The organism is Nonomuraea sp. JJY05, assembly GCF_043496855.1.
Lineage (GTDB): Bacteria > Actinomycetota > Actinomycetes > Streptosporangiales > Streptosporangiaceae > Nonomuraea.
The window spans coordinates 103,651-124,638 of record NZ_JBIEIS010000035.1; the positions used below are offsets into that span (position 1 = coordinate 103,651).

Genomic DNA, 20,988 nt, shown 5'->3' on the forward strand with positions numbered 1-20,988 from the left:
CTCCTCACAGGGTGATCTCGATGTCGTCGGTGCCGGGCTCCGCGGTGACCCGCGGGCCGTCCGAAGTCTGGGGTCCGCCGTGGAGCCGCAGGCTCCAGCGGACGGGCGCGCCCGCCACGCGCCGGGCGCTGACGCGGTCACCGGTGCGGGAGACCTCGAACACGGCGCCGGCGCCGCCGTCGGGGGAGGGCACGGTGACGGTACGGCGGGCGCCGTCGGCCAGGTGGTAGGCGTTCAGGGTGACGCCGTCGGCGTAGTCGTAGTCGGGCCGGTCCTCGCGGGCGCCCGTCGCCAGCACCGCGCCGGGCCGCACGAGCAGCGGCAGGCTGCCGAACCCGTGCCGTTCGGTCCGCCACCCCGGGCCGCTGACGGTCTCGCCGTCCAGCAGCCGGGTCCAGGTTCCCCCCGGGACGTAGTACGAAATGTCGCCATCGGCGGACATGACCGGCGCCACCAGCAGGTCGGGCCCGAGCATGTACTGGGCGTCCAGATGGTCGCAGCCCCGGTCCCCGGGGAACTCCAGCTGCATGGCCCGCATCATCGGCAGCCCCTCGGCCGCGGCCTCGACGGCGGCGCCGTACAGGTAGGGCATCAGCCGCGCCTTCAGCCGCGTGAACGAGCGCAGCACGTCGACCGACTCCTCGTCGAACAGCCACGGCACCCGGTACGAGCTGCTGCCGTGCAGCCGGCTGTGCGACGACAGCAGCCCGAACGCCACCCACCGCTTGAACACGGCCGGATCGGGCCGCCCCTCGAACCCGCCGATGTCGTGGCTCCAGAACCCGAACCCGGCCAGCCCCAGGGACAGCCCGCCGCGCAGCGACTCGGCCATCGCCTCGAACGTCGACTCGCAGTCGCCGCCCCAGTGCACCGGCAGCCGCTGCCCGCCCACCGTGGCCGAGCGGGCGAACAGCACGGGCGCGCCCCGCTCGGCCAGCACCCGGTGCACGGTCTCGTTGTAGAGCAGGGTGTAGTAGTTGTGCATGCGCTCGGGGTCGGCGCCGTCGGCGTAGGCGACGTCGGTCGGGATGCGCTCGCCGAAGTCGGTCTTGAACGCGTCCACCCCCATGTCGAGCAGCCCGCGCAGCTTGCCCGCGTACCACTCCCTGGCCGCCGGGGAGGTGAAGTCCACCAGCGCCCGGCCCGCCTGCCAGTGGTCGTCCTGCCAGACGGTCCCGTCCGGCCGCCGCAGCAGGTGACCGGCGGTGGCCCCCTCGTCGAACAGCGCCGACGCCTGCCCGATGTACGGGTTGATCCACAGGCAGACGCGCAGCCCGCGCTCCTTGAGCCGCCGGATCATGCCCTCGGGGTCGGGGAAGACCTCCGGGTCCCACTCGAAGTCGCACCACCGGTAGCGCCGCATCCAGAAGCAGTCGAAGTGGAACACGCTGAGCGGCACGTCCCGCTCGGCCATCCCGTCCACGAACGAGGCCACCGTCGCCTCGTCGTAGTCGGTGGTGAACGACGTGGACAGCCACAGCCCGAACGACCAGGCGGGCGGCAGCGCCGGGCGGCCGGTCAGCGCCGTGTAGCGGCGCAGGATGTCCTTGGGCGTCGGCCCGTGGATGACGAGGTACTCCAGGTCGTGGCCCTCGGCGCTGAACTGGACCCGCGACACCGACTCCGAGCCGACCTCGAACGACACCCGGCCGGGATGGTTGACGAACACGCCGTAGCCGCGGTTGGTCAGGTAGAAGGGGATGTTCTTGTAGGCCACGTCGCTGCTGGTGCCGCCGTCCTCGTTCCAGATGTCGACGGACTGACCGTTGCGCACCAGGGGGCCGAAGCGCTCGCCCAGCCCGTACACGAGCTCCCCGGCGGCGAGGCCGAGCTGCTCGACCATGAAGTGCCGGTCGCCGGGGTCGCGCATGGCGCCCAGGCTCTTGCCGGCGCTGCGGGTCAGCTCGCGCCCGCCGGCGCTGAAGGTCATCTCCCACGGGGCGTCCCTGCGCACCCGTACGGTGAGCGCGCCGCTGGTCAGGACGGCCTGCTCGGCGTCCACGGCGAGGTCCACGTCCGGGGCGTCGTCGCGCACCTCGAAGACCGGGGCGCCGGGGACGGATCCGGCGAAGTGCACCGTACGGACGCGGATCACGTCCGGCATCGGGGACGACAGGTCCACCCGCAGCACCGGCCCGTCGATCGTGTATCCCCGGTGGGTGATGGGCCTGGCCGGGGCCAGGATCCGCAGCGAGCCGGCCTCGGCGGTCACGTCGTGCGCCGCCGCGGCGTAGTCGGCCCGCACGCCGGGACGCAGCCGCCAGTAGCCGTCCTTGAACTTCATGCCGCTCCTTGAACGAGGGCCGCGACCGCCTGGGGAGCCAGCGTGATCTCGCCGTCCGCGGCGGATCCGGTCAGCAGGTCGGTGGCCGGGTGGGGGAGCGCCACGCGCGCCGTCCCCGTGCCGTGGTTGAGCAGGAACAGCACGTCGCCGCGGCGTACCGCCTCGACCCCGGGCGGCAGGTCCGGCAGGACGCCCGTCACGCCCGCGTCGGCCAGCGCCCGCGCGGCCAGCTCGCCGAGCGCGTCCGGCTCGGGCATCGTCGCCACGTACCAGGCGACGCCCTGCCCGGCCCGGTGCCGCAGCACCGCGGGCCCGTGCTCGGCGGACCCGACGGCGACCCCGCCGGCGGACCCCTCGGCGAACGCGGCCACCGTCTCGGCGCCCTCCGCGGCGACCAGCTCGGTCCAGGCGTGCGCGGTGAACTCCGCCCCGGTGTCCCAGCGGCAGCGCACCGGGCCCTCCACGGGCCGCCACTCCTCGCCGGACGCGCCGAGCACCTCGCGCAGCGGCGCGGGGAACCGTCCGGTACGCACGTGCGCCCGCTCGTCCACGATTCCCGTGAACGGGCCCACGACCAGGACCCCGCCGCCGCGCACGTAGGCGGTCACGGCCGCGGCGTCCTCGTCGCCGAGGAGAAACAGGTTCGGGATCACGACCAGGGCGTAGCCCCGCAGGTCGGCCGACGGGGGCACCAGGTCGACGGTCACGCCGCGCTCCCAGAACGGCAGGTAGTAGGCGAAGAGCTGGTCGGTCGCGTTGAGGCGGTCGCTCGGCCGGCCGCGCTCCTCCAGCGCCCACCAGCTCGCCCAGTCGAACACCATCGCCACGCGCGCGGGCACCGGCCGGCCCGCCACGGAGGCCAGTTCGCGCAGCTCGCGGCCGTGCGCGCGGACCTCGGCGTGCAGGCGGGTGTCCGGTCCCGCGTGCGGGACCATCGCGGAGTGGAAGCGCTCGGCGCCGAACCGGGAGGCCCGCCACTGGAAGTAGCACAGCCCGTCCGCGCCGCGGGCGACCGCCTGCAGCGACTCCAGCCTGAGCCGGCCGGGTGGTTTGGGCGGGTTGTGCGGGCGCCAGTTGACCGCGCCGGTGGCCTGCTCCATCAGCAGCCACGGCCTGCCCCCGGCCAGGCCGCGCATGAGGTCGTGCGTGAGGGCCGTGCGGGCGGGCGCGAGCGGGTCCGACGGGTCGGGGTAGTGGTCGTTGGAGACGATGTCCTCCTCCTCCGCCCACGACCAGGAGTCGACCGGCTTGAACAGGCCCATGAAGTTGGTGGTGACCGGGATGTCCGGGGTCTTGGCGCGGAGGAGGTCGCGTTCGGCGCGGAAGTGGGCGAGCAGTGCGTCGGAGCAGAAGCGCCAGAAATCGAGCTGCTGCGAGGGATTGATGATGTAGGGGGCGCGGCGCGGGGTGAGGATCTCGGCCCAGTCGCTGTAGCGCTGGCTCCAGAACGTGGTGCCCCACGCCTCGTTGAGCGTGCCCAGGTCGCCGTAGCGCTCCCGCAGCCAGGCGCGGAACGCCTCGGCGGAGTCGTCGCAGTGGCAGACCTGGCCGTACTCGTTGCCGACGTGCCACAGCGCCAGGGCCGGGTGCCCCGCGTAGCGGTCGGCGAGGTCGTTCACGATCGCCAGCGCCCGCTCCCGGTAGACGGGGGACGACGGGCAGAACTGGTTGCGCGAGCCGTACCACAGGCGGTGCCCGGCCTCGTCGACCGGCAGGGTCTCCGGCCAGCGGTGCCCCAGCCACGGGGGCGGCGAGGCGGTGGGGGTGGCCAGGTCCACCGCGATCCCCGCCTCACCCATGAGGTCGAGCACCCGGTCCAGCCAGGCGAAGTCCCGCTTGCCCGGCTCGGGCTCGATGCGCGCCCAGCTGAAGACGCCGACCGTGACGAGGTTGACCCCGGCGGCCCGCATCAGCTCGGCGTCCTCGGCCCACACGTGCTCCGGCCACTGCTCGGGGTTGTAGTCGCCGCCGAACAGCAGCCCGCGCCCGGCGGTGAGGGTGTGCATGCCGAGCGTCATGATCTGACTCCTTCGGGGGGTGGTGCGGAGCTGTCGCCGACCACGAGGCGGCAGGGCAGCAGCCGCTGCGCGGGCGGGCCGTCGCCCTCCAGCCGGTCGATGAGCATGCGGGCGCCCAGGCCGCCCAGCTCGGCGCTCGGCGGCGCCATCGTGGTGAGCCTGGGGTGGAACATCTCGGCGACCCGCGCCGACGACAGCACCAGCAGCAGCGTCAGGTCCTCGGGGATCCGCCAGCCGCGTGCCGCCAGGGCCGCGATCACCCCGACCGCCGCGTGGTCGTCCATCACCGCCAGCGCCGTCACGTCGGGATGCGCGGCGACCAGCCGCTCGAACGCCTGCCCGCCCTCGTCGGCCGAGCCGGGCCGGAAGTCGTCGACGTAGCCGATCCCGGCCGCGCGGGCGGCCTCGGCGAACTCCGCCCCGGCGCGGATCGCGGGGCCGTAGCGCGCCGCGTGCCGGTCGGCCGAGAGGTTGAAGAAGGCCAGCTTGCGGTGCCCGAGCCCGGCCACGTGCGCCACGGCGGCCGTGGCCGTGGCCGCGAAGTCGATGTCGGCGTAGTCGATGGAGCCCGGGTCGCGGGTCCGCCCGATCATGCTGAACGGGACGCCCGCCTCCAGGAGGAACTCCGTGCGCTCGTCGTCCAGCCCGACCTCCATCAGCAGCACGCCGTCCACCAGCCCCAGCCCGGTGATGTGGCGCAGCTCCTCGACCGGGTCGGCGTGCTCGGGGGAGAGCAGCAGGTGGTAGCCCAGCTCGCGGGCAGCCTCGGCGGCGCCGGTGGCGAACTGCATCTCGGTCAGCCCGAAACCGCTGCTCGGGGTGGGATACAGCAGCGCCAGGATGCGGGTGCGCTTGCTCTGCAGGCCCCGGGCCAGCAGGCTCGGGCGGTATCCCAGCTCGGCCGCCGCCTGCTCGATCCGCTGCCGGGTGGCCGCCGCCACCGGGCGGGTGCCGTTGAGCGCGGCGGACACGGTGCTCACCGCGACCCGCGCCCGCTCGGCCACGTCACGTATCGAAGACATCCCCTGCCGATCCGCTCGGGTCGAAACGTTTCGCACAACGTAGGACGCGGTTTGCGGGGCTGTCAATGGGGTGGAATCGGGCGTCCTAAATCACGTGCCCGCGCGGAGGGCATCGCCGCCGCCCGGGGCGGTGGACGTCACGGCGGGGACCGCGCGGAGCAGCTCGCGCGTGTACGCGTGCCGGGGCGCGGCGAAGACGTCGGCCGCGTGGCCGCTCTCCACCACCCGGCCCGCGCGCATGACCGCGACCCGATCGCTGACCTGCCGGATGACGGCCAGGTCGTGGGAGATGCACAGCATCGCCAGGCCGAGCTCGTCCCGCAGCCTCAGCAGCAGGTCGAGCACCCGCGCCTGGATCGACACGTCGAGTTCCGGCGCGTACGCGGCCACCCTGGAGAGCACGTCCTCGGTCCAGGGACGGGCACGGCGGCGGCGGGCACGTTCACGCCCGTGGCCCAGCCCCCCTGTCCGACGATCGCCGCCACGCGCCGGCCGGCCCAGCCCGTCACGCCCGGGCCCTGCCTGACGACGGTCCCGGCGACGTCGCGCCCTGGCACGAAGGGGAAAAGGGGCTGCCCGGGGAAGGCGCCGCGGCGCATGAGCATGTCGTCGAACGACACCCTGGCGGCCTCCACGCCGATCCGGACCTGTCCGGGAGCCGGCGGCTCCAGCTTGCTCGCGGACGGACGCAGCCGCCGCGGCGCGACGAGCGCCTCGGGGGAAACGATCTCGATGATCTCCACGACTGCGAACCCAGGGGCTGCGACTATAGCCGGACTCGAGCGCGCCGCCCTACCGTCGGCCGGTATGGGGCTTGAAGTGGCGATCCTGCGGTATCTGTCGCGTGGCCTGCGCCTGCTCGGCCTGGCGACCTACCTCCCGGCCGAGCACCTCACGCAGCACGACCGGCCGGACCCTCGTGTCGCCTGACGCCTGACGGCTCACGCCTGGCGGATCACGGCGGGGGAGCGGTGGACCGGCGCTGGATCAGCTCGATCGGCCCGGCCAGCACTTCCGCCACCGTGGCGTCCGGCTCCAGCCCGGCCAGCAGGCTCACGCCGCGCCGGCCCAGCTCGCCCAGCGGCATGCGCACCGTCGTGAGCGCCGGATTGAGGTAACCGGCCAGCTCCAGGTCGTGCACGGCGACGATCGAGACGTCCCGCGGGATCTCCAGCCCGGCCGCGCGCACGCCCTCCATCGCCCCGATGGCCGAGGCCACGTTGGCGACGAACACCGCCGTCGGCCGCTCGGGGGCCGTCAGCAGCCGGGCCATCGCCGCCGCCCCGCCCGCCGGCGTGTAGCCGGCGGCCACGATCGGCCCCTCCGGCAGCCCGGCCTCGCGCATCGCCGCCGAGTACCCCGCCGACCTGCGTGTGGCCGTGTCGGAGCGCGACGGGCCCGCGAGGTGCGCGATGCGGCGGTGGCCCAGGCGTACGAGGTGCTCCACCGCCAGCGCGGCGGCCCGCGCGTCGTCGAGGATGACGTAGCGCTTGACGCTCCTGCTGCGGTTGTTGAGCATGAGCCACGGGATGGCGGCCCGGTCGAGCTGCGCGATGAGCCCCGACTCGTCGCCGGTGCCGGCCAGCAGCAGGCCGTCGATGCGGCCCTGCCCGATCCGGTCCATGTAGTCGCCCAGCGCCGCGCCGGACGCGCTGCCGGTGACCAGCACGTAACCCTGCGAGGCCGCCTCCGCCTCCGCGCCCTTGATGATCTCCGCGTAGACCGGGTTGGCGAAGTCGGGGATGAACAGCCCGAACATGTGCGCCCGTGACGTGCGCAGGCTCCGCGCGGCCACGTTGGGCCGGTAGCCGAGCTCCTCGACCGCCGCCAGCACCCGCTCGCGCGTCTCCGGCCGGATGTTGAGCGTGGGGTCCTTGTTGACGACGCGGGAGACGACCGCCCGGTCGACCTTGGCGACGGCGGCGACGTCGGCCAGCGTGACCCGGGAACGCTTCATGACGACGATCCTCCCCTGTCCGCCGGGCGGCAGCGCACGCTCTCGCCGGTGTCCATCGAGCGGTAGAGCGCGTCGAGCAGGCGCAGCGTGCCGAGGTTGTCCGCGCCGGACGTCTCAGGCTCGCCGCCCTCCGCGACGGCCCGCAGCAGCGAGCCCATCGGCCCGGCCACCGCGTCCGGCAGCCACCGCCTGGTCACCGGGTACGGCAGCCAGCCGTCCGTCGGCAGCGCCCGGCTGTTGACCGCCAGGGTGTCGGGGCGGCCGTGCGGATAGTTGTACAGCAGGCCGAGGGTGCCCTTGATCGCGCCCTCCGTGCCGTCGACGCGGAAGGACGCCTCCTGGTCGCCCGTCCGGTTCTCGTGCGTGACGTGCACGAGCGCCCGCAGGTCGCCCGGGTAGACCAGCGTGCTCATCGTGCGCGTCTCGCCCCGGGCGAGCTGGCCCGGCGTCCGGCTGCCGGTGCAGAAGACCAGCTCGGGATCGCCCAGGATCGAGCGGATGGCGTCCAGATAGTGGATGGAGTGGTAGACGATCTCCAGCCGGTCGGTGGTGACGAGCCAGTCCCAGGCGCTCCAGTCGGTGAGGATGTTCACGGTGAACGTCATCGCCGTCGGCTCGCCGATCCAGCCCGCGCGCACCATGGCCCGGGCGGCGGCGATGCCCTCGTCGAAGCGGAGCTGCTGGTTGACCGCGACCTTCAGGCCGCTGGCCGCCGCCAGGTCGACGATGCCCCGGCCGGTCGCCACGTCGGGCGCGAACGGCTTCTGGCACAGCAGGTGCTTGCCCGCCGCCAGCGCCGCCCGCGCGATGCCGGGCTGAGCCGCGGGCGCGACGGCGATGTCCACCACGGCCACGCGCTCGTCGGCCAGCAGCTCGTCGAGCGAGCCGTACGTCCTGGGGATCCCGTGGCGCCGGGCCACCTCGGCGGCGCGATCGGCGTCGAGGTCGTACAGGCCGGTCACCTCCAGCCCGGCCTGCCGGTAGGCGGGCAGGTGGGCCACGTCCACGATGGCCCCGGCGCCGACGACGGCGACGGGCAGCCGGTGCGCGGCCGGGACGGACAGGTCGGCCGCGGCGGCGATGGGCGCGAACACGTCGATCACGCGGCGGCCTCCCGGGCGTGGCGGGTGCGGGTCATGGCGCCTCCTGGAGGCCGTAGAACCGGGTCGCGGTGCCGCCGAGGACGGCCGCGCGATCGGCGGCCGACAGTCCCGGCATGCCCGACAGCAGGGCGTTCGTCTCGCGCCACACCTTCGCGTAGTCGCCGGCGAGCAGCGCCACCGGCCAGTCGCTGCCGAACATCAGCCGTTCGGGGCCGAACACATCCAGCGCGTGCTCCACGTAGGGGCGCAGGTCCGCGGCCGTCCACGTCGCGGCGTCGGCCGCCGTGTTGAGGCCGGAGACCTTGGCGTACACGTCCGGGCACTCGGCCGCGCGGGCGAGCAGGGACGCCCACGGCTCCCAGCCCTTCTTCTCGATCGGCGGCTTGGCCAGGTGGTCGATCACCATCCGCAGCCCGGGCACCCGCTCGGCCAGCACGGGCACGTGCTCCAGGTGCCGCGGCAGCACCGCCACCACGTCGAACGGCAGCCCGGCCGCGGCCAGCAGCCCCAGCCCCTCGATCACCGGGTCCCGGAGCACCCAGTCGGGGTCGGGTTCGTCGTGGATGAGGTGCCGCACCCCGGCGAACCTGGGATGCCGCCGGTACCGCTCCAGCGCCCCGGCCGCCTCATCGGGCCGGTGCAGCGGCACCCACCCCACCACCGCGCCGATGAAGTCGTGCGCGTCGGCCTGCGCGAGCATGGCGTCGGTGTCGGCGTAGGAGTCCATCGACTGCACCAGCACCGTGCGGCCGACCCCCGCCGCCGCGAGCTGGGGGATGAGCTCCGCCGGCTCGAACGTGCGGTGGATCGGCCCGTGCTCCGGCGTCAGCCACGGGTACGAGCCCGTCTCCAGGTTCCAGAAGTGCTGGTGGGCGTCGACGACGGTCATCCAGCCTCCTCACGTGATCAATCGTTTGAGCGTGCACATATTAGGGGTTGTCCGGCGGTTGCACGAGCTCCAAGGTGATGTCGTCGGGGTCGAGGAAGTAGCAGGCGTAACCGCCCCGGTTCACCCCCGCGGTGATCGCCTCGGGCGGGTTGACGAAGCGCACGCCGGCCGCCGCCAGCCGGGCGTGCTCGGCCGGGGCGTCCTCGACGGTGAGCGCCAGGTGCGCGGCGCCCGGCAGGTGGCGGGCCGGGTCGCGCGGGGCGCCCTTCGGCCGTACGTACTCCACCAGCTCCAGATCGTGCGTGGAGACGCCGCGCGGCTGGCCGGGCACGGCGAGCTGGGCCACGCGCAGTACGGCGTCGGGGTAGCCGACGAGCCTGCGGGTGTAGTCGTTGTCCTGCTGCTGCCGGTGCACCAGCGCGAACCCGAGCAGGTCGCGGTAGAACTCCACGGACCTGTCGAGGTCGGAGACCGTGAAGGAGAAGTGCCAGACGCCTCTCATCATGGCGCCTCCCCGCCTGCGGCCAAACGCCTGACTTCGCGCGTGATCCGCGCGGCGTCGGGGACCAGCGCCTGCGCGAGGACCGGCGCGGCGGGCATCCGCACGTCGGGCGCGCCGATCCGGATCGGCGGCGCGGCCAGCGCCACCCCGGCGCCCGCGACGCGGGCGACGACCTCGGTGCCGAAACCGCCGGTGACGTTCGCCTCGTGGACGACCGCCAGCCGGCGGGTGCGGCGCGCGCTCTCGACCACGGCCCCGGTGTCGAACGGGTTGAGCCACGGCGTCTCCAGCACCTCTGCCTCGACCCCCTCGCGGGCCAGGGCCTCGGCCGCCTCCAGCACCCGGTGCGTCATCGCGCCCCAGGTGACGAGCGTGACGTCGGAGCCCGCGCGGCGGGTGCGCGCCCCGCCCATCGGCTGGACCGGCCCGTCCGTCCTGACCGGCTCCTTCGGGCCGAAGTACAGCGTGCGGTTCTCGATCACCAGGACCGGGTCGTCGCCGTGCACGGCCGTCACCAGCAGGTCGTGGGCGTCCTGCGGCGTGCTCGGCATGCACACCCGCAGCCCGGGCACGTGCAGGAACAGCGCCTCCAGGCACTGCGAGTGCTGCGCGCACGCGCCGGGCGCGTTGCCCTGCTGGGTGCGGATCGTCAGCGGGGCCCGCAGCCGCCCGCCCGACACGTAGCGGACGTTGGCCGCCTGGTTGACGATCTGGTCCAGCGCCACCAGGGAGAAGTCGGCCCACATGATCTCGACGATCGGGCGGCGGCCGAACATCGCCGCGCCCACCGCGCTGCCGAGGATGGCCGACTCGCTGATCGGGGTGTCGAACACGCGCTCGCCGTACTGCTTGCGCAGGCCCCTGGTCACGCCGAACACGCCGCCGGGCACGCCGACGTCCTCGCCGTACACCAGCGTCTCCGGCAGCTCCTCCATGAGGCGGTGCAGGGCCGCGTTCACGGCCTCGCCGTAGGACAGGTCAGGCATACAGGTGCTCCCTCGCGGTGGCGGGGTCGGCGGGAGGCGCGGCCAGCGCGCGCCCGGCGGCGGTCTCCATCTCGGCCCGCGCCCCGCGCTCCACGGCGTCCAGGTCGGCGGCGGGCACCCCGTCGGCGAGCAGGCCCTCGCGCAGCCGGGCGATCGGCTCGCGCCTGCCGATCCGCTCCAGCTCACCGGGCTGCCGGTAGGTCTCCGCGTCGCCGACGTAGTGGCCGACCAGGCGATCGGTCATGCACTCCAGCAGCGTCGGGCCGCCGCCCTCGCGGGCCACCTCCAGCGCGTCGCGCACGTGGAAGCGCACCGCCTCCACGTCGTTGCCGTCGACGCGGTGCCCCGGCATCCCGTACGCGGCGGCGCGGTCGGCCAGGCGCGGGTTGCGCACCATGTCGGCGATCGGGGTCAGCTCGGAGTAGCGGTTGTTCTCGCAGACGAACACCACGGGCAGGGAGAACGCGGCGGCGAAGTTCATGGCCTCGTGCACCGCGCCCTGGTTCATCGCGCCGTCGCCGAAGACGCTCACGGCCACCCGGTTGGAGCCGTCGTGCCGGCCGGCCAGCGCCGCCCCGCACGCGATCGGCGCGCCCGCGCCCACGATCGAGTTCTCGCCGTGGAAGCCGTACTCGGCCGCGGTGAAGTACGCCGAGCCGCCCCGCCCGCCGTTCACGCCCGTCGCCCGGCCCGTCAGCTCGGCGAACAGCGCCTGCGCGGGGACGCCCCTGGCCAGCGCCCAGCCGTGGCCGCGGTAGGTCGCGAACAGCGCGTCGTGCGGCTCCAGCACGTCGCACGCGCCCACCGGGACGGCCTCCTGCCCGATGCACAAATGCACCGAACCGACGACCGGCCCTTCCTCGCGCAGGTCGCGCACCCTCTCCTCGAACGCGCGGATCCGCCACATGGCCAGCAGGTCCGCGAGCCGTCTCTCACTCATCCTCGCTCATCTCCCCAGGCGTCCAGCGCCGCGGCGCAGATCGCCTCGGCGTCGCCGATGTAGGACTCGGGCGGGATGGGCAGCGCGCCCAGGCTCGCCAGATCGTCCGGTCCCGCCACGTCGCGCAGCGCGTCGGCCAGCGCCCGCCCGCGCTCGCGGGCCTCGTACGCCGCCTTGTAGACCAGGTCGTGCGCCCGCTCCCGGCCCAGCGCCGGGGCCAGCCGCATCATGTACGCCTCCGCCATGATCAGCCCGCCCTCGGCGTCCAGGTTGGCCCGCATGGCCTCCGGGTAGACCCGCAGCCCGGCGGCGACCTCGGCGGCCGTGGCCAGGGCGCCCGCGGCCAGCTCGGCCAGGAGCGGCACCACGTACCACTCGACCTGCCACTCGCCGGCGGCCCGCTCGTGGCCGGCCTCCATCGCCCGGAACAGGCCCGAGCTGAGCGCGCCCGCCGTGCCGGACATGCCGATGACGGCCTCGCAGCCGATCGGGTTGGCCTTCTGCGGCATCGTGGACGACGCACCGCGGTGGTGCCCGCCCGCCTCGCGCACCTCGCCGACCTCGGTCCTGGACAGGTCCACGACCTCGCGGGCGAAGCGGGCCGCGGTGGCCGCCAGGCTCGCGCAGGTCACGCCGAACTCGGCGACGCCGTCCCTGGCCACGTGCCAGGGCACCTCGGTGGTGGCCAGGGCGAGCGCCCCGGCCACGCGCTCGCGCACCCGGCTGGAGCGCTCGCCCATCGCGGCGGACGTGCCGCCCGCGCCGAACAGCGACACCACCCGCACCGCCCGCGCCGCGTCGCCCACCCGGTCGCGCTGGCGCGCCACCTCCGCCAGCAGCACCGCCATCTTCGCCCCGAACGTCGTGGGCACCGCCTGCTGGGCGTGGGTGCGGGCGGCGATGACGGTGCCGGCGTGCCCGGCCACCAGCCGGGCCAGCGCGCCGCCGAACGAGCCCAGCAGCGCCCGCAGGTGATCGAGGGCCTCGCCCATCTGCAGGGCCAGGCCGGTGTCCATGATGTCCTGCGTGGTCGCGCCGTAGTGGACGCGGCCGTTCGGCCCCTCGGGGAGCGCGGCGGCGATCATCCGCACGAGCGGCAGGATCGGATAGCCCACGTTGACCGCCTCCGCCCAGAGGCGCTGGAGGTCGATGTTGGCGGGCACACAGGCCGCCTCGATGGCCCGCGCGTCGGCCTCGGAGATCACGCCCTCCTCGGCCTGGGCCCGGGCCAGCGCGGCCTCCGTGCGCAGCCAGGCGAGCACGGTCCGCTCGGCCGAGAAGATCTCGGCCATCGCGCCGTCGCCGAACAGCTCGGGCAGCAGCTTGAACGTCTGGCGCACGGTCAGTTCATCTCCAGTCCGCCGTCGACGTTGAGAGCCTGGCCCGTCACGAACGACGCCAGGTCGCTGGCCAGGAACAGCACCGCGGCCGCGACCTCCTCGGGACGCCCGGGGCGGCGCAGCGGGGAGCGCTCGCTGACCTCCTTGAGGTAGCCGGCGCCCGCGTCGGGGCCGAAGCGCCGGTCGCGGTCGGCGATGATCTCGTCCCACATGGGGGTGAGGAAGACGCCGGGGCACACCGCGTTCACCCGTACGGGGGCCAGCGCCTCGGCCGCCGACTTCGTCAGGGAGAGCAGGGCCGTCTTGGTGGCGGAGTAGTGGGCGGCGTTGGGACGGCCCGAGCGGGCCGCCACCGAGGCCAGCGTCACGATCGAGCCGCTGCCCCGCTCGGCCATCGCGCGCCCCACGGCCTGGGTGAGCCAGAACGTGGCGTTGAGGTTGACGTCCACGATCCGCAGCCACTCGCCGGGCTCGATGTCGAGCAGCGGGGTGGTGCGCATGACCCCGGCGCAGTTCACCAGCACGTCGATCCGGTCGCGGGCGCCCGCCAGGGCCGCCGCCTGGGCCCGGTCGGTGAGGTCGGCCGCTCGCGCCTCGGCGCCCAGCTCGGCCGCCGCCTCGCTCAGCCGCGGTCCCTCCAGGTCGGAGAGCACGACGTCCGCTCCGGCGTCGGCCAGCGCACGGGCGCACGCGAACCCGAGCCCTCCCGCGCCGCCCGTGACGAGCGCCGTCCGCCCGCCCAGGTCGATCGTGACCGCCATCCCCGATGGCCTCCCGTCTCTCGTTCAAACGATTGACCAGAACATAACTCGAACGGCACAAACCAGACAAGAGGATGATCGGGAAATCAGCGCCAGCCGAGCTCCTCGTAGAAGGCGGCGCGGGCCAGCTCGAACGAGGCGCGGTCCAGCACCGCGCCCTCGTGCGGCCCCGCCGCGACGGGCTCCTCGTGCATCCGGGCCGGCAGCTCGTCCGCGCCGCCGCCCTCACGGATCGCGTACGCGCGCATCTCGTCGAGCCGCGCCTGACCGGCCGCCAGCAGGTCGTCCAGGGTGAACTCCCGCCCGAGGACGGCCGTGACCAGGGCGCTCAGATGGTCGAGGGTCAGCGGGCGGGTGGGGGAGGAGGCGAAGACGCACAGGTTGAGCGCGTCGAGCCCGCTCCACAGCCGCAGCAGCCGGGCGGTGCGCCGGCCCCGCTCGGCGTCGAGCCCGGCGACCGGCGCGGGCTCCGCCCCGATCCGCCGGGCCTCGCCGAAGCTGTAGGCCAGCCCGGCCACGGGGTCGAAGTCGAGGTCGTGCTCCAGCGCGTCGTAGCGCGGCCCGCCTGGGGCGATCGCGTACCCGAGGCCGATGCCCGGCTGGACGCGGGGGTCGAAGCAGGGCAGCTCGGCGCCCTTGACGGTCATGGCGTACGGGGCCGCGGCGGGACCGAGCTTCGCGGCCGCCCGCGCCGCGCCCTCGGCCAGCAGGTCGCCCATTTCGCCCGCGCGCGCCGCGACGTCGTCGATCAGCCCGGGCAGCGCCGCGGCGTCACCGAACGCGGGCCCGCCGGGGAGCAGGCCGCGCTCGGCGCACTCCATGGCGAACGCGAGCGTCCCGCCGAGAGAGACCGGGTCCAGCCCGAGGTCGTTGCAGCGGGCGTTGGCGGCCAGCACGGTGTCGAGGTCGTCGATCCCGAGGTTCCACCCGAGCGACAGGAACGCCTCCTGCCCCAGCCCGCCGCTCCGCCGCTCGGCGAACCCCGGGGGCGCGTACACCTTGAGGCAGTCGTTGGGGCAGCCGGGGCAGGCCCCGGTGGTCGCCACCGCGCGCCCGTCGTAGTCGCCCGCGGCGGGCACCCGCAGCCCGTGCGCGCCGGTCACCGAGAAGTTGCGCACCGCGGCGTACCCGGGGGCGGGCGGATCGCCCACCCATCCGGCGAACCCGGGCATCCCCGCCTGGATCGCCGCCAGCGGGTTGGTGGCCAGCGAGTCGCGGTAGTAGGCGGTCAGCCCGGCGATCGCCCCGGGGTCGGCGACCTGCGCAGGGGCCTCGCCCGCGCACACGACGGCCTTGAGGTTCTTGGCCCCGAAGACCGCGCCGAGCCCGTAGCGCCCGGCGGCGTAGGCGTAGTCGGTCACCACGCTCGCGTACCGCACGAGGTTCTCCCCGGCCGGCCCGATCGCCGCCACGTGCGCGCCCTGGCCGTGCCGCGCCCGCAGCGCGTCCGTCGTCGCCGCCGTGCCCAGCCCGCGCAGCTCCGAGGCGTCGTGCAGGGAGACCTCTCCGTCCTGGACCAGCAGGTAGGACAGCCGCGCGGCCCGCCCCGTGACGGCCAGCGCCGTGGCGCCCGCCCCGCGCAGGCCCGCCGCGAACGGCCCGAGCGCGTGGGACTCCCCGGCCACCCCGGTCAGCGGCGACTTCGCCAGGAACACCGCCTTGGCCAGCCCCGGCGCCGCCGTCCCGCCCAGCGCCCCGGCCGCCACGTACAGCAGAGCCCGCGGATCGTACGGATCGAGCCCGGCGGGCGTGCGCCCGGCCATCAGCCGCAGCCCGGGCACGGACCCGCCGATCTCGCCCGGATGCTGCTCCTTCTCCACGTTCCCGCTGGTCAGATCCACAATGAACGGCACGGTCAAGCCTCCAGAGCGATTGAGGAAAGCGAGCCGCACCACATCACACAACACCCGGGAAAGGCAACCCCGTCAGGGCCGCTCCGGGTGCGACTGCAGCCAGCGCGACAGCCCGCGGGCAGCGCCGACGACGGCCGGAACGAGCGCGCCCGGCTGCGGCTCGCCCACGCGCACCACGACCGACAGCGCGGCGATCACTTCGTCCGCCGAGTCCCGTACGGGCGCCGCCACCGACACCGCGTCCAGCGTGACCTGCCGGTCGCTGATGACGTACCCGTGGCGCCGCACCTCGGCCAGCATCCACCGCAGCCGCCCGGGGTCCGCGATGGTCCGGTCGGTGAAGGCCGCCAGCGGCCCGGCCAGGTACGCCTCCTGCGTCGCGGGCGGCGTGTGGGCCAGCAGCGCCAGCCCGACGCCCGTGGCGTGCGCGGGGAAGCGCCCGCCCACCCGGCTGCGCACGCCGACCGCGTCCCGGCCGGAGATCCGCTCCAGGTAGAGCACCTCGGAGCCGTCCAGGACGGCGAGCTGAGCGTGCTGGTGGGTGACCTCGTACAGGTCCTCCAGGTACGGCATGGCGGCCTCGCGCAGGCCCAGCCCGCGCGGCGCCAGCGCGCCCACCTCCCACAGGTGCAGCCCGATCTGGTAGCGGCCGTCGCGGTCGCGTTCCAGCGCGCCCCACGACATCAGCTCGCTGACCAGCCGGTGCGCCGTCGTCAACGGCATCGAGGCGCGGCGGCTGATGTCGGACAGGCTCAGCTTGGGGCACTCGCCGGAGAACGCGCTGAGCACGCTGAGGACCCGGCTCGTCACGGTCCGGCCGGCGGGCCGCTGCGCGCTTCCGGAAGCCGTCCGGCCCGCCGGCTGCTTGCCGCCGCCTGGAGCGTGGACGCCGCGGCGCATCGTGGCCGCGGCCGGGCCGTCGTCGGTTGTGGTCATGGTCGCCGCCTCCCGGTTCGGACCTGTCACCCCGCGATGTTCCGGTTTTTATGTTGTTTGCGGCAACGTAAACCCGTGCTGCCTGCGGGTCCAGCCCTCGAAGCCCCAGAGTTTGTTGCTATGGGTAACAATCCAGAAACACACCGAACGACGTTCTGAAAAGTCTTCCGTTCAACGGAGAACGCGGTTACGCAACCTCTCCGCGGCTCATATGTTGCGGGCGCGACCCCAGCCGGTCGGCCCGTTCCTCCGAAGGAGCTGTTCGCATGGCTGAAGCCCTCAATCCGTCGCTGACCCGCCGCGACGCGGCCCGGCTGCTCGGCGCGGCCGCCGTCGCGGCGGCCGTCGCCCCGCAGTGGGCCGTCCGCCACGTGAACGTCGACGCCCTGCTGCGGCGGCTGACGCTGGAGGAGAAGGTCTCGCTGCTGCACGGCGGCACCGACCCCGCCTCCAAGGGCCAGGCCGGGTACGTGCCCGGCGTGCCCCGCCTCGGCATCCCCGAGCTCCGCCTGGCCGACGGGCCCGCCGGGGTGCGCGTCACGGCGAACGCCACCGCCCTGCCCGCGCCGGTGGCGCTCGCCTCGACGTTCGCGCCCGACCTCGCCCGGCGGTTCGGCGCGGTCATCGGCAGGGAGGGCCGCGCGCTGGGCATGGACGTCCTGCTGTCGCCGATGACGAACATCGTCCGGGTGCCGCAGGCCGGCCGGAACTTCGAGACGCTCGGGGAGGACCCGCTGCTGGCCGCCGCGCTCGTCGCCGGCGAGATCCGCGGCATCCAGGGCGAGGGCCTCATCGCCACGGTCAAGCACTACGCGGCCAACAACTTCGAGAACGCCCGCCAGACGATCGACGTCAAGGTGGACGAGCGGACCCTGCGCGAGATCTACCTGCCGGCCTTCGAGGCCGCCGTGCGAGCGGGCGTGGGCGCGGTCATGGCCGCCTACAACCACGTCAACGGCGTGTACGCCGCCGAGCACCCGCAGCTGCTGACCGGGATCCTGCGCGACGAATGGCACTTCGGCGGCTGGGTGATGTCCGACTGGTTCGCCACGCACAGCGCCGCGCCCGCGCTCACCGCAGGGATGGACATGGAGATGCCCTTCGGCGCCAACTACCGGGGCCTGGCCGCCGCCGTCGCCTCGGGGCAGCTGGCCGAGTCGGTGGTGGACACCGCGGTGCGCCGCGTCCTCGTCCAGCTCGACCGGTTCGGCCTGCTCGGCGGCGGCCGGCCGCGGCCCGCCCCGGACCCGGTGGGAGGCGCCCGCGCCGCGAAGGAGATCGCGCTGGCCGGCGCCGTGCTGCTGCGCAACGAACGGGACCTGCTGCCGCTGGGCCGCGCGGACCTGGCCGACCTGGTCGTCATCGGCCCCACCGCGGCCAGCCCCCTGGTGGGCGGCGGGGGCAGCGCCCGGGTGATCCCCGCCAGCGCCGAGAGCCCGCTGACCGCCCTGCGCCGCCAGGCCGGCCCGGGCAGCCGCATCCGCTGGGCCACGGGCGTGGACCTGGAGGGCGTCCCGGTGCCCGCCTCCGCCTTGGTGCTGCGGCGCAGCCGGCCTGGCGGCAGCCCGCAGGCCGCCGCCCAGGTCGACCACACCGGCGCGGACGCCCTGCCCGCGGGCTCGTCGTGGACCTGGACGGGCACGCTCACCGCGCCCGCGACCGGCGACTACGACCTGCGCATCCAGGGCGCGGGCGGAGTGCCGTCGTTCAACGGGTCGATCTCGCTGACCCTCGACGGCGTCAGGATCGGCTCGGCCGGCGCCCTCATCGGCGGTAACAGCAGCCTCATCGCGACCTCCGGCGGCCTGACGAACGCCGGCGCGACCGTCCGCCTCGAAGCCGGGGTGGCCAAGCCCGTCACCGTCGCGGCCACCGGCGTCGCCGGCACGCCGCTGCAGGTCAGGCTGGCCTGGGTCACCCCGCAGCGCCGCCAGGAGGCGCTGCGGGAGGCCGCCGCGCTGGCAAAGGGGGCGCGGGCGGCGCTCGTGTTCGCCTTCAACGAGGGCACCGAGGGCGCCGACCGCGCCGCTCTCACCCTCCCGAACGGCCAGGACCCGGTGGTCGAGGCCGTCGCCGCCGCCAACGCCCGCACCGCCGTCGTGCTCAACACCGGCGACCCGGTGCTCATGCCGTGGGCGCGGGGCGTGTGCTCGATCCTGCAGATGTGGTATCCGGGCCAGGAGGGCGCCGACGCCACGGCCACGCTCCTGCTCGGCGGCGCCGGCCCGGGCGGCAAGCTGCCGGTGACGTTCCCCAGGCGGGCCGAAGACATGCCCACCGCGCGGCCCGAGCGCTACCCGGGCGTGGACGGCGTCGCCGACTACGGCGAGGGCGTGCTCGTCGGCTACCGGCACTACGACGCGCACGGCATCGAGCCGCTGTTCCCCTTCGGGCACGGCCTGTCCTACACCCGCTTCCGGTTCGGCGGCCTGTCGGTGCGGGCCGCGGCCGGCGGGCTCGCCGTGTCCTTCACGGTCGCCAACATCGGCCGGCGCGCCGGGGTGGAGGTGGCGCAGGTGTATCTCGGCCCGCCGCCGAGCCCGCCGGTCCCCATGGCGCCCCGCGCGCTCGCCGGGTTCGCCCGGGTGCGGCTGTCGCCCGGCGAGCGGCGCAGCGTCACCGTGATGGTGCCGCTGCGCTCACTGCAGTACTGGTCGGACGGCCGATGGACCCTCGCGGGGGGCCGCCGTACCGTCCACGTCGGGTCCTCCTCCAGGGACCTGCGTCTACGTCAGGAGGTCACAATCCGATGAGACGATTACTGATCGCGCTGGCCGCGGCGGCCCTGGCCGCCGCCGTCCCCATGCCCGCCGCCGCGTCCGGCGGCGACCGGCTGGTCGCCCGCACAGACACCGGCTTCGTCCGCGGGGCCCGCGCGGACGGCGTCGACCGCTTCCTCGCCCTCCCGTACGCCGCCCCGCCCGTCGGCGGGCTGCGCTGGCGGGCCCCCCGGCCGTCGCCCGCCTGGCAGGGCGTGCGCGACGCCTCCGAGTGGGGCAACCGCTGCCCGGCCGCCGCGAGCTCCAACGGCCCCCGCTCCGAGACCGAGGACTGCCTCTACCTCAACGTGTTCCGCCCCGCCGGCACGAAGGCCGGGCAGCGGCTGCCCGTGCTCTTCTGGATCCACGGCGGCGGCCTGCAGAACGGCTCGGCCAACCAGCACGACGACACCCTGATCGCCCAGCTCGAGAACGTCGTCGTGGTGAGCGTCAACTACCGGCTCGGCGTCTTCGGCTACCTGGCCCACCCGCTCCTGGCCGCGGAGGCGGGCACAGGGGCGGGCACAGGGGCCGGCACAGGGGCGGGCACGTCCGGCAACTACGGCCTGCTCGACCAGCAGGCCGCGCTGCGCTGGGTGCACCGCAACATCGCCGCGTTCGGCGGCGACCCCCGCCAGGTCACCATCGACGGCGAGTCGGCCGGCGGCTTCTCCGTCTGCGCCAACCTCACCTCGCCCGCCTCCGCCGGGCTGTTCGCCCGCGCGATCATCCAGAGCGGGTCCTGCACCAGCCGCCCGTACGCGGAGGGCGAGCAGGCCGGCACCTCCATCGCCACCACGCTCGGCTGCTCCGACCTGGCCTGCCTGCGCGGGCTGAGCGCGGCCAGGCTGGTCGACGGGCCGCAGTTCGCCTCGTTCCTGTACGGCACGCCCGCCCTGCCGGAGAACCCCGACACCGCCGTCCGGGCGGGCCGCTTCCAGCGGGTCCCCCTGATCGTCGGCTCCAACCGCGACGAGGGCCGCACGTTTCTGCAGGGCGCCCGCGGCTGGACCAAGGAGCAGTACGAGGCCTGGGTCCGCGGCCTCTTCCCCGGCCGCGCCGACGCCGTACTGGCCAGGTATCCGTGGCCGGCGCAGTCGGACCAGTTCACCTCGGCGTACCTGGCGGCGGCCGTCTTCACCGACTCCGGCTTCCTGGCCGGCCTCGGCGGCTGCCCGACGCTGCGCTTCATCGAGGCCCTGTCCGCCCACACCCGGGTGTACGGCTACCGCTTCGACCACCGCACCGGCCCCGGTCTGACCCCCGAGCCGGCCGGCTACGAGTGGGGCGCGGGGCACGCCGCCGAGCTGGCCTACCTGTGGCCGAGCTTCGACAACGGCATCCCGATCGCGCCGACGTTCGACGCCTCGGAGCGGCGGCTGGCCCGCGACATGGTGCACTACTGGGGGTCGTTCACGATCACCGGGCAGCCGCGGGCCGCGTACTCCGCGCGCTGGCCGGCCTTCGACCGCACCTCCCTCGTCATGTCGCTGCGGGCGGGCGGCCGGTCCACGCCGGTCCCGCTGGCCACGATGCTCGCCGAGCACAACTGCGACCTGTGGGAGTCCGGCTGAGGTGATGCGCCGCGGGGGCCGGCCGCGAGATCATGGAGATCCCAGGACTCGCGAAGGGCGGCCC

18 protein-coding genes are annotated in these 20,988 nt (G+C 74.7%); 3 read left to right on the forward strand and 15 right to left on the reverse strand.

The window, feature by feature from the left end:
- Positions 1 to 4: 4 nt before the first annotated feature.
- From yicI to ACFKCF_RS42275, 5 genes are all read right to left on the reverse strand, one after another.
- Entirely contained in the window at positions 5 to 2,284 is a 2,280-nt protein-coding gene (gene yicI, locus ACFKCF_RS42255) for an alpha-xylosidase (protein WP_394500978.1), read from the reverse strand.
- Entirely contained in the window at positions 2,281 to 4,302 is a 2,022-nt protein-coding gene (locus ACFKCF_RS42260; protein ID WP_394500979.1) for a beta-galactosidase, read from the reverse strand. Before ACFKCF_RS42260 ends, yicI begins: the two co-directional genes overlap by 4 nt.
- Positions 4,299 to 5,324 (reverse strand): LacI family DNA-binding transcriptional regulator, encoded by a 1,026-nt coding sequence (locus ACFKCF_RS42265; protein ID WP_394500980.1) that lies wholly within the window; start codon positions 5,322 to 5,324, stop codon positions 4,299 to 4,301. The genes ACFKCF_RS42260 and ACFKCF_RS42265 overlap by 4 nt, the downstream gene beginning before the upstream one ends.
- Before the next feature lie 90 nt (positions 5,325 to 5,414).
- Complete coding sequence (locus ACFKCF_RS42270; RefSeq protein WP_394501017.1) at positions 5,415 to 5,726, reverse strand: hypothetical protein; 312 nt, start codon at positions 5,724 to 5,726, stop codon at positions 5,415 to 5,417.
- A complete protein-coding gene (locus ACFKCF_RS42275) occupies positions 5,651 to 6,067 on the reverse strand; it encodes an alcohol dehydrogenase catalytic domain-containing protein (protein ID WP_394500981.1) in 417 nt (138 codons plus the stop codon). The genes ACFKCF_RS42270 and ACFKCF_RS42275 overlap by 76 nt, the downstream gene beginning before the upstream one ends.
- 64 nt (positions 6,068 to 6,131) lie before the next feature.
- Between ACFKCF_RS42275 and ACFKCF_RS42280 the strand changes: the two genes are divergently transcribed.
- Positions 6,132 to 6,254 carry a hypothetical protein gene (locus ACFKCF_RS42280; RefSeq protein WP_394500982.1) on the forward strand — a complete coding sequence of 41 codons (123 nt, stop codon included), beginning with the start codon at positions 6,132 to 6,134 and terminating at the stop codon, positions 6,252 to 6,254.
- Between the two features lie 25 nt (positions 6,255 to 6,279).
- Here ACFKCF_RS42280 and ACFKCF_RS42285 read toward each other — a convergent pair whose 3' ends face one another.
- The 10 genes from ACFKCF_RS42285 to ACFKCF_RS42330 all read right to left on the reverse strand — a co-directional run bounded on the left by ACFKCF_RS42285 (position 6,280) and on the right by ACFKCF_RS42330 (position 16,591).
- On the reverse strand, positions 6,280 to 7,281 hold the full coding sequence (locus ACFKCF_RS42285) for a LacI family DNA-binding transcriptional regulator (protein WP_394500983.1): 1,002 nt from the start codon (positions 7,279 to 7,281) through the stop codon (positions 6,280 to 6,282).
- On the reverse strand, positions 7,278 to 8,384 hold the full coding sequence (locus ACFKCF_RS42290) for a Gfo/Idh/MocA family protein (protein WP_394500984.1): 1,107 nt from the start codon (positions 8,382 to 8,384) through the stop codon (positions 7,278 to 7,280). Before ACFKCF_RS42290 ends, ACFKCF_RS42285 begins: the two co-directional genes overlap by 4 nt.
- 31 nt (positions 8,385 to 8,415) lie before the next feature.
- Positions 8,416 to 9,273, reverse strand: a complete 858-nt coding sequence (locus ACFKCF_RS42295) for an amidohydrolase family protein (RefSeq protein ID WP_394500985.1) — start codon at positions 9,271 to 9,273, stop codon at positions 8,416 to 8,418.
- Positions 9,274 to 9,313: 40 nt separating this feature from the next.
- Positions 9,314 to 9,778 carry a VOC family protein gene (locus ACFKCF_RS42300; RefSeq protein WP_394500986.1) on the reverse strand — a complete coding sequence of 155 codons (465 nt, stop codon included), beginning with the start codon at positions 9,776 to 9,778 and terminating at the stop codon, positions 9,314 to 9,316.
- Positions 9,775 to 10,761: an alpha-ketoacid dehydrogenase subunit beta gene (locus ACFKCF_RS42305; RefSeq protein WP_394500987.1), complete on the reverse strand. Its 987-nt coding sequence runs from the start codon at positions 10,759 to 10,761 to the stop codon at positions 9,775 to 9,777. Before ACFKCF_RS42305 ends, ACFKCF_RS42300 begins: the two co-directional genes overlap by 4 nt.
- A complete protein-coding gene (locus tag ACFKCF_RS42310) occupies positions 10,754 to 11,701 on the reverse strand; it encodes a thiamine pyrophosphate-dependent dehydrogenase E1 component subunit alpha (protein WP_394500988.1) in 948 nt (315 codons plus the stop codon). Before ACFKCF_RS42310 ends, ACFKCF_RS42305 begins: the two co-directional genes overlap by 8 nt.
- Entirely contained in the window at positions 11,698 to 13,041 is a 1,344-nt protein-coding gene (locus ACFKCF_RS42315; protein ID WP_394500989.1) for an adenylosuccinate lyase family protein, read from the reverse strand. The genes ACFKCF_RS42310 and ACFKCF_RS42315 overlap by 4 nt, the downstream gene beginning before the upstream one ends.
- Positions 13,042 to 13,043: 2 nt before the next feature.
- Positions 13,044 to 13,802, reverse strand: a complete 759-nt coding sequence (locus tag ACFKCF_RS42320) for an SDR family NAD(P)-dependent oxidoreductase (protein WP_394500990.1) — start codon at positions 13,800 to 13,802, stop codon at positions 13,044 to 13,046.
- 86 nt (positions 13,803 to 13,888) lie between these two features.
- Positions 13,889 to 15,655 carry an aldehyde ferredoxin oxidoreductase C-terminal domain-containing protein gene (locus ACFKCF_RS42325; protein WP_394500991.1) on the reverse strand — a complete coding sequence of 589 codons (1,767 nt, stop codon included), beginning with the start codon at positions 15,653 to 15,655 and terminating at the stop codon, positions 13,889 to 13,891.
- A gap of 72 nt (positions 15,656 to 15,727) precedes the next feature.
- Positions 15,728 to 16,591: an IclR family transcriptional regulator gene (locus tag ACFKCF_RS42330; protein ID WP_394500992.1), complete on the reverse strand. Its 864-nt coding sequence runs from the start codon at positions 16,589 to 16,591 to the stop codon at positions 15,728 to 15,730.
- A 266-nt stretch (positions 16,592 to 16,857) separates the two neighbouring features.
- On the opposite strand from ACFKCF_RS42330, the gene ACFKCF_RS42335 reads away from it, so the two are divergent.
- Together ACFKCF_RS42335 and ACFKCF_RS42340 are read left to right on the forward strand one after the other, a co-directional pair.
- Positions 16,858 to 19,344 carry a glycoside hydrolase family 3 N-terminal domain-containing protein gene (locus tag ACFKCF_RS42335; protein WP_394500993.1) on the forward strand — a complete coding sequence of 829 codons (2,487 nt, stop codon included), beginning with the start codon at positions 16,858 to 16,860 and terminating at the stop codon, positions 19,342 to 19,344.
- A complete protein-coding gene (locus tag ACFKCF_RS42340; RefSeq protein WP_394500994.1) occupies positions 19,341 to 20,924 on the forward strand; it encodes a carboxylesterase/lipase family protein in 1,584 nt (527 codons plus the stop codon). The genes ACFKCF_RS42335 and ACFKCF_RS42340 overlap by 4 nt, the downstream gene beginning before the upstream one ends.
- Positions 20,925 to 20,988 lie beyond the last annotated feature (64 nt).

Excerpts from the sequence above, each read along its gene's own strand:
- yicI (WP_394500978.1), bottom strand. The coding sequence starts at position 2,284 with ATGAAGTTCAAGGACGGCTACTGGCGGCTGCGTCCCGGCGTGCGGGCC.
- ACFKCF_RS42265 (WP_394500980.1), bottom strand. The coding sequence starts at position 5,324 with ATGTCTTCGATACGTGACGTGGCCGAGCGGGCGCGGGTCGCGGTGAGC.
- ACFKCF_RS42335 (WP_394500993.1), top strand. The coding sequence starts at position 16,858 with ATGGCTGAAGCCCTCAATCCGTCGCTGACCCGCCGCGACGCGGCCCGG.
- ACFKCF_RS42330 (WP_394500992.1), bottom strand. The coding sequence starts at position 16,591 with ATGACCACAACCGACGACGGCCCGGCCGCGGCCACGATGCGCCGCGGC.
- ACFKCF_RS42320 (WP_394500990.1), bottom strand. The coding sequence starts at position 13,802 with ATGGCGGTCACGATCGACCTGGGCGGGCGGACGGCGCTCGTCACGGGC.
- ACFKCF_RS42305 (WP_394500987.1), bottom strand. The coding sequence starts at position 10,761 with ATGCCTGACCTGTCCTACGGCGAGGCCGTGAACGCGGCCCTGCACCGC.
- ACFKCF_RS42260 (WP_394500979.1), bottom strand. The coding sequence starts at position 4,302 with ATGACGCTCGGCATGCACACCCTCACCGCCGGGCGCGGGCTGCTGTTC.
- ACFKCF_RS42295 (WP_394500985.1), bottom strand. The coding sequence starts at position 9,273 with ATGACCGTCGTCGACGCCCACCAGCACTTCTGGAACCTGGAGACGGGC.
- ACFKCF_RS42285 (WP_394500983.1), bottom strand. The coding sequence starts at position 7,281 with ATGAAGCGTTCCCGGGTCACGCTGGCCGACGTCGCCGCCGTCGCCAAG.
- ACFKCF_RS42280 (WP_394500982.1), top strand. The coding sequence starts at position 6,132 with ATGGGGCTTGAAGTGGCGATCCTGCGGTATCTGTCGCGTGGCCTGCGC.
- ACFKCF_RS42310 (WP_394500988.1), bottom strand. The coding sequence starts at position 11,701 with ATGAGTGAGAGACGGCTCGCGGACCTGCTGGCCATGTGGCGGATCCGC.
- ACFKCF_RS42340 (WP_394500994.1), top strand. The coding sequence starts at position 19,341 with ATGAGACGATTACTGATCGCGCTGGCCGCGGCGGCCCTGGCCGCCGCC.
- ACFKCF_RS42300 (WP_394500986.1), bottom strand. The coding sequence starts at position 9,778 with ATGATGAGAGGCGTCTGGCACTTCTCCTTCACGGTCTCCGACCTCGAC.